Annotated in this window: 16 protein-coding genes; 15 read left to right on the plus strand and 1 reads right to left on the minus strand. The window is 48.0% G+C overall.

Annotated features, from left to right (window positions below):
* Positions 1–69: 69 nt before the first annotated feature.
* From KRAC_RS17790 to KRAC_RS78315, 12 genes are all read left to right on the plus strand, one after another.
* Entirely contained in the window at positions 70–498 is a 429-nt protein-coding gene (locus tag KRAC_RS17790) for a response regulator (RefSeq protein ID WP_007909389.1), read from the plus strand.
* A 338-nt stretch (positions 499–836) separates the two neighbouring features.
* Positions 837–1,007 (plus strand): hypothetical protein, encoded by a 171-nt coding sequence (locus KRAC_RS71295; RefSeq protein WP_007909391.1) that lies wholly within the window; start codon positions 837–839, stop codon positions 1,005–1,007.
* Positions 1,008–1,379: 372 nt separating this feature from the next.
* Positions 1,380–1,820 (plus strand): NUDIX hydrolase, encoded by a 441-nt coding sequence (locus KRAC_RS17795; RefSeq protein WP_007909392.1) that lies wholly within the window; start codon positions 1,380–1,382, stop codon positions 1,818–1,820.
* A 48-nt stretch (positions 1,821–1,868) separates the two neighbouring features.
* Positions 1,869–3,197: a helix-turn-helix domain-containing protein gene (locus tag KRAC_RS66080; protein ID WP_007909393.1), complete on the plus strand. Its 1,329-nt coding sequence runs from the start codon at positions 1,869–1,871 to the stop codon at positions 3,195–3,197.
* Between the two features lie 205 nt (positions 3,198–3,402).
* Positions 3,403–4,170: a TauD/TfdA family dioxygenase gene (locus KRAC_RS17805; protein ID WP_007909394.1), complete on the plus strand. Its 768-nt coding sequence runs from the start codon at positions 3,403–3,405 to the stop codon at positions 4,168–4,170.
* A 211-nt stretch (positions 4,171–4,381) separates the two neighbouring features.
* Complete coding sequence (locus KRAC_RS17810; protein ID WP_007909395.1) at positions 4,382–4,777, plus strand: hypothetical protein; 396 nt, start codon at positions 4,382–4,384, stop codon at positions 4,775–4,777.
* A gap of 23 nt (positions 4,778–4,800) precedes the next feature.
* Positions 4,801–5,178 carry a hypothetical protein gene (locus KRAC_RS17815; RefSeq protein WP_007909396.1) on the plus strand — a complete coding sequence of 126 codons (378 nt, stop codon included), beginning with the start codon at positions 4,801–4,803 and terminating at the stop codon, positions 5,176–5,178.
* Positions 5,179–5,353: 175 nt separating this feature from the next.
* On the plus strand, positions 5,354–5,530 hold the full coding sequence (locus KRAC_RS71300) for a hypothetical protein (protein WP_157506771.1): 177 nt from the start codon (positions 5,354–5,356) through the stop codon (positions 5,528–5,530).
* Positions 5,531–5,683: 153 nt separating this feature from the next.
* Positions 5,684–7,474: an asparagine synthase-related protein gene (locus KRAC_RS17825; RefSeq protein WP_007909398.1), complete on the plus strand. Its 1,791-nt coding sequence runs from the start codon at positions 5,684–5,686 to the stop codon at positions 7,472–7,474.
* 680 nt (positions 7,475–8,154) lie between these two features.
* A complete protein-coding gene (locus KRAC_RS79505; RefSeq protein WP_157506774.1) occupies positions 8,155–8,454 on the plus strand; it encodes a lasso peptide biosynthesis protein in 300 nt (99 codons plus the stop codon).
* A gap of 14 nt (positions 8,455–8,468) precedes the next feature.
* Complete coding sequence (locus KRAC_RS17835) at positions 8,469–9,515, plus strand: phosphotransferase (RefSeq protein WP_007909400.1); 1,047 nt, start codon at positions 8,469–8,471, stop codon at positions 9,513–9,515.
* Positions 9,516–9,549: 34 nt separating this feature from the next.
* On the plus strand, positions 9,550–10,389 hold the full coding sequence (locus tag KRAC_RS78315) for an NUDIX hydrolase (RefSeq protein ID WP_007909402.1): 840 nt from the start codon (positions 9,550–9,552) through the stop codon (positions 10,387–10,389).
* 83 nt (positions 10,390–10,472) lie between these two features.
* Here KRAC_RS78315 and KRAC_RS17845 read toward each other — a convergent pair whose 3' ends face one another.
* The gene (locus tag KRAC_RS17845; protein WP_007909404.1) at positions 10,473–10,688 is read right to left on the minus strand and encodes a helix-turn-helix domain-containing protein; all 216 of its coding nucleotides are present in this window, start codon (positions 10,686–10,688) and stop codon (positions 10,473–10,475) included.
* Positions 10,689–10,943: 255 nt separating this feature from the next.
* On the opposite strand from KRAC_RS17845, the gene KRAC_RS17850 reads away from it, so the two are divergent.
* From KRAC_RS17850 to KRAC_RS73755, 3 genes are all read left to right on the plus strand, one after another.
* Entirely contained in the window at positions 10,944–11,186 is a 243-nt protein-coding gene (locus tag KRAC_RS17850; RefSeq protein WP_007909406.1) for a helix-turn-helix domain-containing protein, read from the plus strand.
* 218 nt (positions 11,187–11,404) lie between these two features.
* A complete protein-coding gene (locus KRAC_RS17855) occupies positions 11,405–12,163 on the plus strand; it encodes a hypothetical protein (protein ID WP_007909408.1) in 759 nt (252 codons plus the stop codon).
* 281 nt (positions 12,164–12,444) lie between these two features.
* A complete protein-coding gene (locus KRAC_RS73755) occupies positions 12,445–12,765 on the plus strand; it encodes a hypothetical protein (RefSeq protein WP_169460908.1) in 321 nt (106 codons plus the stop codon).
* Positions 12,766–12,769 lie beyond the last annotated feature (4 nt).

The raw sequence follows: 12,769 nt of genomic DNA on the forward strand, positions 1-12,769 counted from the left end.
CGCTACATCAGGTAAGATCTCTATAGCTAATACACAACTCATTCTAGTGTAATTGGTTGGGAGACGTTTATGAGTGCTTTTGTTATGGTTATTGATGATTCAACCACGATTCGTAAGATCGTTGAAATTACGTTGAGGCGAGAAGGATTCTCTGTCCAAAGCTTTCCCGATGGGGTAGAAGCAGTGAAATCCTTTCAGATCTCTGGTACTCAGATTCCTGACTTGGTGATCCTGGATATCGATTTGCCTAAGATGAATGGGTACGAGATCGCGCGGTATTTGAGGTCTAAACCTGCCTGGAAGGAGACGCCAATGATGATGCTTTCACGCCATAATGGAGTTGTAGATCGTCTCAAGGCTCGTCTAGCAGGTGTTCATCTTTATCTCTCCAAACCATTTACGACGCAAGCGCTCATTCAAACTGTGCAAGATGCTTTATCAAAAAGAGCGCTCGATGCAAGCTCTTCTCTGCCTATAAGCGCAACATGCTTAAGTTGATATTCATATGGAGAAGGCGAAATGTTTCTTTTAAAACGCTTGACCATCGCACGTGTGTCAGGTCATCCCTTACAAGAAGTCAAGATTGGCATATATCGAAGGTGTGAGAGTACCAAGAGCGTCAAATCAGCCATGGACATGATGAGGTTCCCTATTTCTTGCCCAACGCTACAAAGGAGAGGGAACACCTGCTCTCTCTGAAGTAGCTGTTCCACGCAATGAGGAGAGGCGGGTATTTATTGTATGGCAACATCTTGTGGTGCTTGAAAAAGAATGAGAGCGACCAGCATAAGGTGTGATATGAGCCATACGAGAAGGAATTCCAGGGAGATGAGTCTATGAAAGAGGTCCAGCCCACATCGCTCTTTTGTCTCTGCCACACACTAGGCCCGCGCAGTTCAGCGGCCAATGCGGCGGGCCTTGCGGGAGCCAGTCACCAGAGTCCCCTCGGACAACCCACTCCCGCGACGCTGGCAGGCCGACGCCCCATAACCAGTAGCAGCCCTTGACGATCCAGAGCCAACTATGACCAGCCGGACCTAGTTAGCGAGCGCCTCCATCAACGGGAGCCAGTCAACCGAGAGCCGCCTCGACGGGAGCTACCACCAGCCGGAGCCATCTCGACAAGAGCCAACCATCGGGAACCATTGCCAATCAAATAACCCAAAGCCTAGTGGGTCACTTGCCATCTGTAGCCGTATTGGATAATCGGTGACACCGCATGAAAGGCCCTCGCAAATGCCATAGAATGCCATCGGAGCGGGCAAATGACCCACTAGAGGAACAGAATGCATCATTGCATGGTATAATCCAGGAGGCACTTTACTGAATGAAATAACGTGCGTAGCACAAAATTAAAACTAAAGGAGTGTACCTTCTTTATGGCGTCCTTGCATCCAGTACCACAAGACAATAAAGCGTATCGTTTCCCTGTTTCCGTCAAAGGGATTGTCTATCATAACGACAAAGTCGTTTTGCTCAAAAATGAGCGTGACGAATGGGAACTGCCAGGCGGGAAATTAGAACTTGGTGAAGCGCCGGAGGTATGCGTGATCCGAGAAATTGAAGAAGAGCTGGGACTGACAGCGCAAACCGGCCCGTTACTTGATTCCTGGGTTTACCATATTTTTGAAGGCGTCGATGTGCTGATTCTCACCTATGGTTGTTATCCTACCCCTTTTGCCGAAGTAACGCATAGCCCGGAGCATAAAGCCGTTGGTCAGTTCTCTCCCGAACAGATTCCAGACCTTCAGATGCCGGAGGGCTATAAAAAGTCCATTTTGGCCTGGCTGGCTTATCTTCAACGTACAATTACCTCGTAAATATGTTTCAGGGCATCTTTTTTTGTGCGCATGTGGGAGGCGTGAGCAATGGCTACTCAAGGTCTTCAACCTATTTCTGAGAGGTGTTGCCGCAAATGTGGCGTTCGATTAAACAGGTATAATCTCTCTGATTTTTGCTGGCCTTGTCAAGATAGCGGGCGGAGTGTTGATTCGTCAACATCTCCGCTCCTCCCTGTTCTCGCTCCATCCCGCCAGGGTACGTTTACCCTTCGTTCTATTCTCGACAGTGTTCAGAAAACCCAACCTGTTAATCTGTCTGATGTCGGACAAGTTCTCAAGCATTATCGTTCCATTCATCACCTTACTCAACGCGATCTAGCCACGATCTTAGGTTTTGACCAATCATATATTTCCAAATTAGAAAATGGTCAAGGGCTCCGAGATATTGCTGTTCTCTCACGTATCGCCCACTGTCTCGCTATTCCCGAACAATGGCTAGGCATCGCTCCAAATGGCTCGCTTAGTTTTTCCGGTTCAGAACTGGTAGAGATCGCGCCGTCTGTGATTCGTCTCAGTCAGACAGTACGCGAAACCGGACGAGCTGATGCAGCCGTACATGAACTCTGGCCCTTGACTCTACGTTTAGAAGCTCAGGCTGAACAAGATAAGAGTAACGTCCGTCTCCTTCTCACTCTTGCCTCAGCTCAAGCAATGCTCGGCATTCTTTTAGGAGACTTGCTTCCTGAAGAAGAATTATGGGTAAGCGTCGAATTTTTCAAAAAAGCTGCCGCAATTGTAGATGAGTTTGGGGATGCTCCTATACAGGCGGAGATCTATCGGGGTTATGGCAACGAGCTACGTAAATATAAACAGTATGAAAAAGCTCTTGCGTGTCTTGAGAAGGCTCTATTTCTTGCCCCTGATAACATTGCCCAGGGATCTGTAGCAGCTCTTTTAGCCCGCACCTACGGCGAAATGGGAGAAAGAGAAAACTTTGGCGAGGTTATGCGAACAGTTCTCTATGTTCAAAATCGAGCCACAAATTTTACTTCGACCTTCAATCCCGTGATGATCCACGAAATACATATTCGTGGATTACTCAGTTTAGGACAGATCAGCGAACATTCCCGCCTGCTTGAACAAAATCAGAGCCAGCTTACTTCTATTCCTGTTGCGCCTCAATGGTATGTTATTTCGCAATTAACGACAGCGCAGGCTATGTTTCATCTCGGCAAAGTCGATGATGGCTTAGCCAGGCTCCAAGCAGCTCTTATGGGAGCAGAGCTGTATAAATTGCCGCATCAAGTTCAGCGAGCTATGCGCGCATTAAAAACTGTCGATGCCCATCAACCTGCTCAGAAGCTGGGAGAAGAAGCCAGATTACTTCTAGATAGGCTCTCTGTTCATGGCCCATAGGTGCCTTCTGCTCAACAATAGAAGCCCTCCTAATATTGCACCCACAGCAGATTCAAGAGTTTATCTTTCTTCAAATCCCTCTAAGATAAATAAGCAAGAGAACATGACAAATTGTCATTTGACTCCCATTAAGAGAAAAAGTATGCTTTTCATGCTAGGAAGTAGTTTTTATACCTGGTTCTATAAGAGATGAAAAGGAGCTGGCATGAGCAAGGCAGTGAGTTTTCACACTTTCTATATTGATATATCTCAGGAAAACGCAGAAGAGCTAATTGGGAGTAGCTTAGAGACAAAGGGGCTGGTCACTTTTGATAAGATCCACTCCGTTGAAGAGTTACGTTTTTTTTGCGCAAAATTAGGCAAATCTCTTGCACACCGGGACTCAGACGAATATGGTGTAACGCGCATTGTCAAACATGACGCTTTGTTGCCTAAAGATAGTTACCAGGCTTTCACTGATGCAGCCCTAACGCTGCATACCGATGGAAGTAGTATCGCTGAACCGGCAACACTGGTTGTATTTTGGTGCGCTGAACCAGGGGAAACAGGCGGTTTATCTCTCTTCGTTGATGGGAAGCACATCTATCAACTTCTCGCAACACGGCATCCATATGTCCTTCAAACGCTTGCTAAGCCACGCTCAGTTATCTTTGCCGGTGCAGAAACGCCGCTAGAAAGTTCTATTTTTAGCACACTCCCTAGTGGCAAACTTTGTATCAGATTCCGTTATGATAGCCTGGGATACTACTCTGCCCCCGTCAGTAGCGTCCTTCCCATTTTCCTGGAACTACTAGACCAACACAAGATCGTGTTTGCTTTACAGAAGCACCAGGGCTACATCGTACAAAACAGGCGATGGTTACACGGTAGGACGGCATTTAGCGGGGGAAGGGAGATGTATAGAATCTTGCTCCAAACAGCAACGAATACACCTATTGGGCAGCGCATCCATCCTGGCTTCGGCCCCGATTAAAACAGAATGGTTTTGTAGGACACAACGTGCTAGTACATCATACATAAGTATGACTTGTCGTCGAGAAGACCTGTTTAGCTCACGAACAATTGCAAAGAAGCGCGAATAAACTGAGTGATTTATAAGAGAGAACAAATTAATTTCCACCCTGAGATTCTAGAGAGGTTGCTTCGGGTGAGTCACTTTGACTGATACCGTAGGAGGCTACGCAATGGAAAGGGCATCCAATCAAAGCGAAATAGCGCGGCTCTTGAACCAGATTGAAACCGAATATATCTCAGCAACGCGGGGTATATCTGGTTTAAAGGCACGCGGCATTAATGCCGCTGCTACAACCAATATTGGTGCTTTCCTGCATCAAATGCAATTGCAACACACCCAAACCAAGATTCTGATGCTGCCTCTCGGATCATGGGGTAAACGACTAGGAAGTTTGCTCGCAACCGATATGAGCGAGGCCTTTAAAGGAATGAAGTCACTGTTTGTGCAAGAGCCTGGTATTGATCCTCAAAGGTATCAAACCGTGGTTTCTAGTCTCACTGCGGAATGGAATGCGCATCAGACGCAGTTTGACTTCTTTTTAGCTTCCGGCCAGCGTCAGCTCTGATAGCAAAGGATGGCAACACAATCATGATTGGTATTATCGCTACTGATGACGTGGTAAAGACGATGAACACGACGAAAGAGTGCCTTTTTATTCTCTGTAGGAAAGAGGCACGAAGAGCGTTGGTTGACGAACTGTCCGATAAAATTGAAGCGGCTCAACTGCGTAAGGATGCAACAGGGGAAGCACGTATCGCCTTGTATGGGGAAACACAAGTAGATAAGCAAGGGTTTCTCCTTCTCTCTTGGGATCGGACACAATCATCAGAGAGATTTCGCAATGTTATTCGGCACTTTCTTCAGGATGAGGATGTGATCGATTACCTCTCTGCACCTCTTCGCATCTTTTCTGTGTCTTCAGAAGATGTCGGGCTGATACAAAACGAGGAGACAGCTCAAGCGTAATGCCCGGGACAGAGGTAGCAGACATGAGCTGTTTGTCTTGGAGAGACGGCTCATGCCTGGTCAACCTTATTCCTCATGTGGCTGAAGTGAATTGATCAGGGACAGAACTATGAGTACCTATCGCTTCTCTTCGAAGAGAAGGATGGGAATGAAGACGCGAAAGGAGTATCTTAACATGCAGCATCAAGTTACCTCCTCTTCTACACAAGGACAGGGGCAAGTATCCGCAGCGATCTCACGACGGCTCGCGCTTACCTCAGCAGCAATTCGGCCTGCCGGGCGCATCAAAGCAAAAACGGGGTCGGGCGGAAACTCGAAGGAATATGATAGCTACTATGAAAATCGTGCGTAAGCTGGCGCACATGAGCCAGTCATCACGCTCGTGATGACTGGCTCTCATATGTGAGATCAGAAGAGGCCAGCGCGCAGAGTGAAGACATCTTTAACTTTTTCTGTACCTGGCTTCTTGGGTGAAACGTGACATTGAAAATGGAGAGTGTAATATATGTTACAGGATATACTACATGCAGGATTTGCTGGCATAAAAAGATCATGGGGCGATAATATCTCTTCATTGAAGTTGCGTTATCAACAGATGGTAGAACATGATCAGCCTTCTAGACCATCTCTTTTTTCTCGTTCTCGGTATGATAGAGCAGGGGATCTGGGGATCCAACAATTGTATGCTCATCAATTAACAGCAACCCACCAGTCTGAGCGAGAAAATAGGCTCTTCCTTGCGGGAATTACATCTTCGGAAACAATCGCCAGGCTTATGAGCCAACATGATCCTCAGAGTCTTCTCACTGAACAAAAGCTTTTCTGTGAAGACCGTCTACATGATCTGGCAGGATGTTGGGTTTCAGAGGAAAAGGTTGTCCTTTTCAAAACTGAAACTAGTAATGAAACTCCATTTTATCGAAGGCATGGGGAGAGTCTCTCCTGGTCTACAAACCCTTCAGACCTCGTTGAGCCTGGAGACGCTCTGGATTCTGCTGCACTTACTGCATGCTGTAGAGGCGATGATGCCTTTGTCTATCATCATCTCTCCTGGGTTCGAGCTGGTACAGCTGTTGTGTTGACACCTCATAGTGAACAGGTGTTCCCTCTCTCAAAACCGACAGCCGCTCCTGTTCCGCATTGTATCACCTTAGAAGATTGGGCTGCGCTTACGCATGACACACTGCTTGATGCTTTGCGGCCATTGGTACGATTGGGACAGAAAATAGGCGTGCTTCTTAGCGGCGGGATTGATTCTGCGGCCCTTGCCGCAGCTCTTGCCGAACTGGGCACAGATGTGGTCGCCTATCATATTGAGTTTGAGCATCCATCTGCAAGTGAAGCGTATTTTGCACAAGCGGTCTGCGATGCTTTGCAGATTCCACTGCATACAGTTGTTGGAAGTACTGGCGCTGACTATCTCACCCTCTCTAGCTATAACGCAGCTCCTCATCCTTATGGACATCCTGCGCTTAGGTGGTTTGAGCAAATTGCGCAGAAACTTGCGAGCGATCAGGTGCATGTGCTGGTGACGGGACGATATGGTGATGTTACCTTTGGCCCACGCGAGTCCTATGTTCTTGGGCAGATTCTGCGTGATCCCGTTCCGTTACGAGACAAAGGCACGGTGCTGCTTCATACTCTCTCTACCAATTGGTTTCTTTCAGATATCTTTCGGAGTATTTTTGCTTCACATTCGCTGATCAGTACTCGTACACTAACAACTTCGGGACAAACGCCTCAGACTCACGCGCGGCAAGCCGATTTTCTGATCGATTGTGATCTAGAGAAGATGAAAACGATTGAGTGTTGCTCTGATTTTGCCAGTGAAACGACACTTGACTTTTCTCCTCAAGATCTCGCGGTGGAGTCAATTTGGCGGCAATATCAGGTCCGTGCTGTCCATCCATATAGGGAGCCAGCCATTCAAGCATTTGCGGCTCATCTTCCTGATAGCTATCGTCTTATCCCATATCAAGGGCAGAAAATTCAAAAACCAGCTTTGCGATTGGCGTTTGCTCATCGTTTACCTGCGGCTATTGTCCAGCGTTGTCGAGGTATGTGGCCCAATGCTGTTGGTCAGCAATTTTGTTTATCTCAGAAGGACTTACTCGCTGAGTTGTTAGGAAAGCCAGAAACCATCCTTGCCCGTCAAGGCATCATTGATCAGCAGAAGCTTTTTGTTGTTCTCAGCCAGGATCGGTTCATCCGTGCGAATTATCATACGCTTATCGCAACAGCAATGGTGGAGCGTTTTTTACAAACGTATCAGAAGGAAGGAGTGAGGATAGGATGAGCAGAAGCGGTGAAGACACCCAGGCGCTTCCATCACAAGAGCATACTCAAGCACGTGTGCGGTTGACACCCTTTGTTGCGTTTGCGCGTGTTGACGAAATGGGGGTTCTGGTGAATGCCGCATCAGATCTGTATTATGAACTGGACCCATGTCAGTCTCTTCTGTGTTCAGCCTTACTCACGACAGACACGGTTGAGGATGCCATTGTGCTTCTTCGCCAGGATATTGAGGGCTCTGATACAGAACTCCGCCAGGCGCTTGAGGCGTTCCAGGATCACTTAGAGCACCTTGGCCTTCTAGAACCAACCGTTGAACAGGGAGCATCACCAGATCATGGGTACCCAAGGCCTCGCCCAAGCATGATACGACCGGCAGTGATAGTACAACCAGCGTTGCAATCCCCTCTCTGGGTCAGATCGTGGCAACGACTCTCGTGGGATATATTCTTTGCTAAGCAAAATATGTCAATGGTATGCCCTCATATTTCCTGCCGAGCACGCATGCGTGCAATCATACAGGCAATACATGTACTTCTCATCTATCGCCGAGAGGAGCGATGGATTGCACCCTGTCTCCGATTCCTTGAGCAGATACGCCCTTCCTCTTCTGCTCTTTCGTCGCTTCCGTCAGATGAGATGCTATCTCTCGCGCGCCGTGAATTGCTGACAAGCCAGGTACCTATGCATCTTTTGTTCCTATTTGGGCCTCCTGCTTCGTTAGAAGAAAATGAAGAGTCAAAGGGGCTGTGTATCCCACGTTCTTTAGGGCTCTGTGCTTATCTGCGTGCGCTTGGGTTGCCAGCACAACTGGTTCTGGCGTGCGCGAGATTCTCCTATGGCTCAGGAACACAAGCGTATCATGCCTGGACAGAAGTAGCCACACATCCAATCAACGAAGCGCCCGAAATTGTTTTTGGCTATGCGGAGCTTATGCGGTTTCCTGTTCTTGCTGAAGATATAGAGAATGCAATGAGAAGGTGAAGGATAGTACAAAAATGATAAAACCAGAGAAATATGACACATTCTTTCAACAGCAGGTGCGAGTGCAGTATCCGCAAGTGCCGAAAAATGATGTTCAGTTCTTAGAGCTAGCAGGACGAGGGCCTGGTACCGAGCGAACATATTTCCTGTTTCGGGTGAAGAGCAAGTACTGGTCAGGTATACTGCAAGCTTATCACGATTCCTATCGTCACGATGATGTGTTTGCCTGGAATACTCATCAGTCGCTTGAAGAGTGGCTTGAGCACCGTGTGAACCTTCTACGCCACCTTGAGCAATGGGACTATCCTGCCCCTGTGCTGATTCCCTCGCGCGGTGGAGCGTTATGCCGTGCTGAAAACTGGACTTTGCTGATGACATCGTTTCTTCCAGGGACCGTAGACGGCCAGTCGCTCTCAACCTTTGAGCATATTGGGGCCACATTAGGGCGTTTACATCAGCTCCCACTGCCTTCCAATCATCCATTCTCATGCTGGAATCAGACAACGATGCATGCATCCTTTCAGCGCTTTCTGTCGCTTGCATCTGTGCCAAAAGCACACCAGGAGTTGTACAAGTGGATACAACGCACATTTGAGCACGTCTTCTTGCCGATATCGCTACCGCAAACGCTGGTACACGGCGATGTGTGGGTTCCTAATGTACTCTTTAAAGAGGGTATAGCGTCTCTGATTGATTGGGAATTTGCTGGCCTCGGCCCAGCAGTATTGGATCTGGGAGTATTTTTGCTCTTTGGACAATGTGATTCACAAGGTGATCTTCCTGATATCGTGGATCGAGCACGCCTACGAGCAAGTATGAAAGGTTATCGCCAATGGCGCGCATTGACGACTGCAGAACAAGATTTTCTTCCTCATGCCGTACGCTTTGCAGTTGCGTGGCGAGCCGCACTGGTGTTGTTGCGTTCACAGAAACGTCAGTGGCCTGACGCCATGCAAAATGGCCTCAAACGATTACAGAAGAGTTATTGTTTGGCAGAGACCATGGCATCTTGTGGGCAAGATCTTTTCTCAGAGGAGGGTGATGAGGCCTATGAGAGATAATCATTGCACGAAAAGAAAGGAGAAGTAGAAAGAGATGAAGGAAGAAAAAAAGGGGAGCTTGATCTTTTTGCTTATTGAGCATTCATTCCTTACCACGCTCGTAGATGAGATACAACAGGTGCTCTTCACCACACCAAATGTGATATGTCTTCCTAGTAAGACGGAACTACTAGCCAATCTGTTGACTTCTGAACAGGACGCTTTTCAAATCTGCGATGCGCATATGGGAAGCCGATGGCGCAAAGACTATCCTGATTCGGTGGTATTGCTTGCCTGCTCCACGTCTGCTGATGAAATACTCAGTGATTCTGTTGATTACGTGCTTGAGCCTCAAATTTTCATCGAGCAGTTGCGTGGAATTATGTTTGCAGAGCAGAGCCGGCGCGCGCTCATCAATCGCCGCCTGCAGGTGGCAATAAAGCGTCATTGCTTCGACTATACCGCAACTGGCTATGTGCTTAACGAGGCGCGAACACAGATGTTACTGATTCCTAAAGGGAACCAGTGGTTTCCACCTGGTGGACACGTTGAAGATGGTGAGTTTCCAGATGAGGCACTTCGAAGGGAAGTGCAAGAGGAGACAGGATATACGGTCAATTTCTTGGGACAGCAGGCTTGTGTTGGAATGCAGATTGGTGATGCGCAGGTGCATCCGCAGCCCTATTTAATTCTCTGTGAGGATCTTCAGACACATTCCCACTATGATTTTCTCTATCTCATAGCTGCTCATACCCAGGTTGGCGCATCAGAGTTTGAGGGGCAATGGATGGATTTCGCACGCATCGAGGACCTGGATACACCTGAACATGTGAAATGGGTTGCAAAGCAACTGAGAGCATCATATCGTATGCTTTCACAAATTTCGGCACCGTAAAGATGTAAAAATGCTATAAAATATGTATGTTGTGCTTTGCACATAACGTGCATTGAGGGCTGAAGCTGCAATCTTGCTGATAACTATTTATCAGCAGCGTCAGGAATATCTTCGATGAGCTGCGTTACAGGGACCTGTAACAGCTTCGCGATCCGTTCAAGCGTCGAGAGCTGCACGTCTGTTGTGGGATTATTCCAGAGTTTATGGGCCGTCCCGAGAGAAATATTGGCCTGGCGAACAAGGTCAATCTGTTTGATGCCTTTAGAAACGGCAATTTCTTGGATGCGTAATCGATACATAGCGTCCTAGCTGGTGGGATCACACACCATGCTTTCTTCTTTCTTCATTCTGTTTTACTAAGCATACCAAACAAGATACAGTTTGTACATAGCAGTTAAACATATATGTTTAACTAGTATCGTTTGATTACAAACCACATTTCTTCAATCAAAGAAAATGTTGAAGAATGCACGAAGACAGAGATGTTCTTTGATTGCGCATGGAAAGGTTTCTTCTCTATGGCGTAATGTTTCTGACAAGGAGGAGGAATACTGATGGGTGCAAAACACACAGGGTGGCAATTGAGAGTTCGCGAGACTGCGGAAGCACAACAACTTGACCGCGAAGGACTTGCAGCGCGCTCTGGGCTACCGCTGGAGACGATTTCGCCTTTATGGGAGGACGAACGAGCCGATACCTCTGTTGCGACCTTAGCAATCATTGCGAAGGCCCTTCATGTCCCTCTTTTGACGCTTCTTCAAGATGCGCCTGAAGAGAGAAGCGCAGAAGAAGCTTAGGACCGAAAAGTCATGCCTTCCCTCCTGGCATTGTTTTGCTCTTGACAATCAAGTAGGCAATATTTATATTTAATCATAACTATTTAAATATAAAATATCTGCTGATTAGAGAGAGAGGGAGGGAAGTGCGGGTGGTGACCCAACGCAGTGTGCCATGGCGCAAGAAGAAACCACCATTGCAGTAAGCCATACCATTCGTTCATAGAAAGGGTAATCTCATGAACACTGGCTTCTCTTTACAAGAAGAAGATCGTCATCAAACAACTGCGTCCTTACATTACGATGACCCGACAAACGTCTCTTTAGTTTCCCTATTACTCCTAACTGGGTTGGGGCTCAAGCTCCGTCTGCTCTTTGCACTTTGCTGTGTGGCATTTCTTCCTACCATCCTGCTCGCATTCCTGGTCACAGGGAGAACCTTCACGATCCTTGCTGGACGCAATGCCATTTTAGTGCTCCTGGTTCTTGTGGTCGCGATTGTTTTAGTTGCCACCTGGGCCGCACTTCCCATTATCCGGCCTATTCGCAAAGCTACGCGCGAAATTATTCATACCACAGGTTCAGTTACGAATCTGGCTCAAGGGGCGCAAGACATAGCAACCGAACACAACACCAGTACCGCGATTTTGACGGGAGCCAGTCTAAGATTATCGGCCCGCCGCCAGTCCATTATGCGAGATTGTGGTCTCATCTTCACCGGCTCTCAGAGTATCCAAAGGCGCGTTCAGGAGTTGCTCAACGCCTTTCCTCCCAGTTCACAAAAGCAGGAGTTTGAACAGGCTCTCATGCAGGATATTCACCACATTGCAACGCTTGCCCGTTCGATGGGAGAAAGCTTAGCAAAAGACATGACCTTAGAGCGCATTGACCAGGCGATGAAAAGCGCCCACGAGATGACAGAGCATTTCCAAGATGCCAGTACCCATTTGCAGCAAGAAGCACGCCAACTTGAACTGGCCTCGCAAAGCCTGCTCTAACCAGAAAGGAGATGGAAGAGGGTCTCATGCACACGACAGATCTCAGGGGATTGTTCCAGTTGCTTGCCATTTCCGAACAAAACGGTACGTTACACCTTTCTCCAGTGGCTTCCTCTTCCTGACAAGCGCGCGTCACGCTGGTCCAGGGACACCCCACGACCTGTGTCCTTGACACAGCAGAGGCCTCTTCTGTCGTCGTAGACTCTCTGTCTTTCATGCGCCAATTCAAGGAATCTGGCCCATTTACCTGGGCCTTAGAACCACTCCAGGAGAATACGTCATTGGAACAAGACACCATCTCTGTTCCATCTCTTCCGCCTGCCATGTCCTGGCTGAAACCTGCTGAGAGAGCGCCTTCCCCTCCCTCGTTCGAGGAACAAGAGGGTCTCAGTACTTGGACAGGAACTGATCGTCCGTATCGTCTTCTCCAGGACATGCCAGCGTGCTCGCATCGGCTCTCTCGGATGACGTTCGCTCTCGTGGACGGACAGCGAACAGTACAGGAGATCGCTGACCTGCTCCACAAGACATGTGAGCAGATGTCCCCCATTTTAAACGCGTGTTACCGATCCGGTTGGATCGGCAAACCTCACCATTCCTAAATTT

Source organism: Ktedonobacter racemifer DSM 44963, assembly GCF_000178855.1.
GTDB classification, from domain to species: domain Bacteria; phylum Chloroflexota; class Ktedonobacteria; order Ktedonobacterales; family Ktedonobacteraceae; genus Ktedonobacter; species Ktedonobacter racemifer.

Coding starts and splice junctions, on each gene's coding strand:
- KRAC_RS17845 (WP_007909404.1), bottom strand. CDS start 10,688: ATGTATCGATTACGCATCCAAGAAATTGCCGTTTCTAAAGGCATCAAA.
- KRAC_RS17850 (WP_007909406.1), top strand. CDS start 10,944: ATGGGTGCAAAACACACAGGGTGGCAATTGAGAGTTCGCGAGACTGCG.
- KRAC_RS17825 (WP_007909398.1), top strand. CDS start 5,684: ATGTTACAGGATATACTACATGCAGGATTTGCTGGCATAAAAAGATCA.
- KRAC_RS66080 (WP_007909393.1), top strand. CDS start 1,869: ATGGCTACTCAAGGTCTTCAACCTATTTCTGAGAGGTGTTGCCGCAAA.
- KRAC_RS17805 (WP_007909394.1), top strand. CDS start 3,403: ATGAGCAAGGCAGTGAGTTTTCACACTTTCTATATTGATATATCTCAG.
- KRAC_RS17855 (WP_007909408.1), top strand. CDS start 11,405: ATGAACACTGGCTTCTCTTTACAAGAAGAAGATCGTCATCAAACAACT.
- KRAC_RS71295 (WP_007909391.1), top strand. CDS start 837: ATGAAAGAGGTCCAGCCCACATCGCTCTTTTGTCTCTGCCACACACTA.
- KRAC_RS78315 (WP_007909402.1), top strand. CDS start 9,550: ATGAAGGAAGAAAAAAAGGGGAGCTTGATCTTTTTGCTTATTGAGCAT.
- KRAC_RS17790 (WP_007909389.1), top strand. CDS start 70: ATGAGTGCTTTTGTTATGGTTATTGATGATTCAACCACGATTCGTAAG.
- KRAC_RS17795 (WP_007909392.1), top strand. CDS start 1,380: ATGGCGTCCTTGCATCCAGTACCACAAGACAATAAAGCGTATCGTTTC.
- KRAC_RS79505 (WP_157506774.1), top strand. CDS start 8,155: ATGCATCTTTTGTTCCTATTTGGGCCTCCTGCTTCGTTAGAAGAAAAT.
- KRAC_RS17835 (WP_007909400.1), top strand. CDS start 8,469: ATGATAAAACCAGAGAAATATGACACATTCTTTCAACAGCAGGTGCGA.
- KRAC_RS17810 (WP_007909395.1), top strand. CDS start 4,382: ATGGAAAGGGCATCCAATCAAAGCGAAATAGCGCGGCTCTTGAACCAG.
- KRAC_RS17815 (WP_007909396.1), top strand. CDS start 4,801: ATGATTGGTATTATCGCTACTGATGACGTGGTAAAGACGATGAACACG.
- KRAC_RS71300 (WP_157506771.1), top strand. CDS start 5,354: ATGCAGCATCAAGTTACCTCCTCTTCTACACAAGGACAGGGGCAAGTA.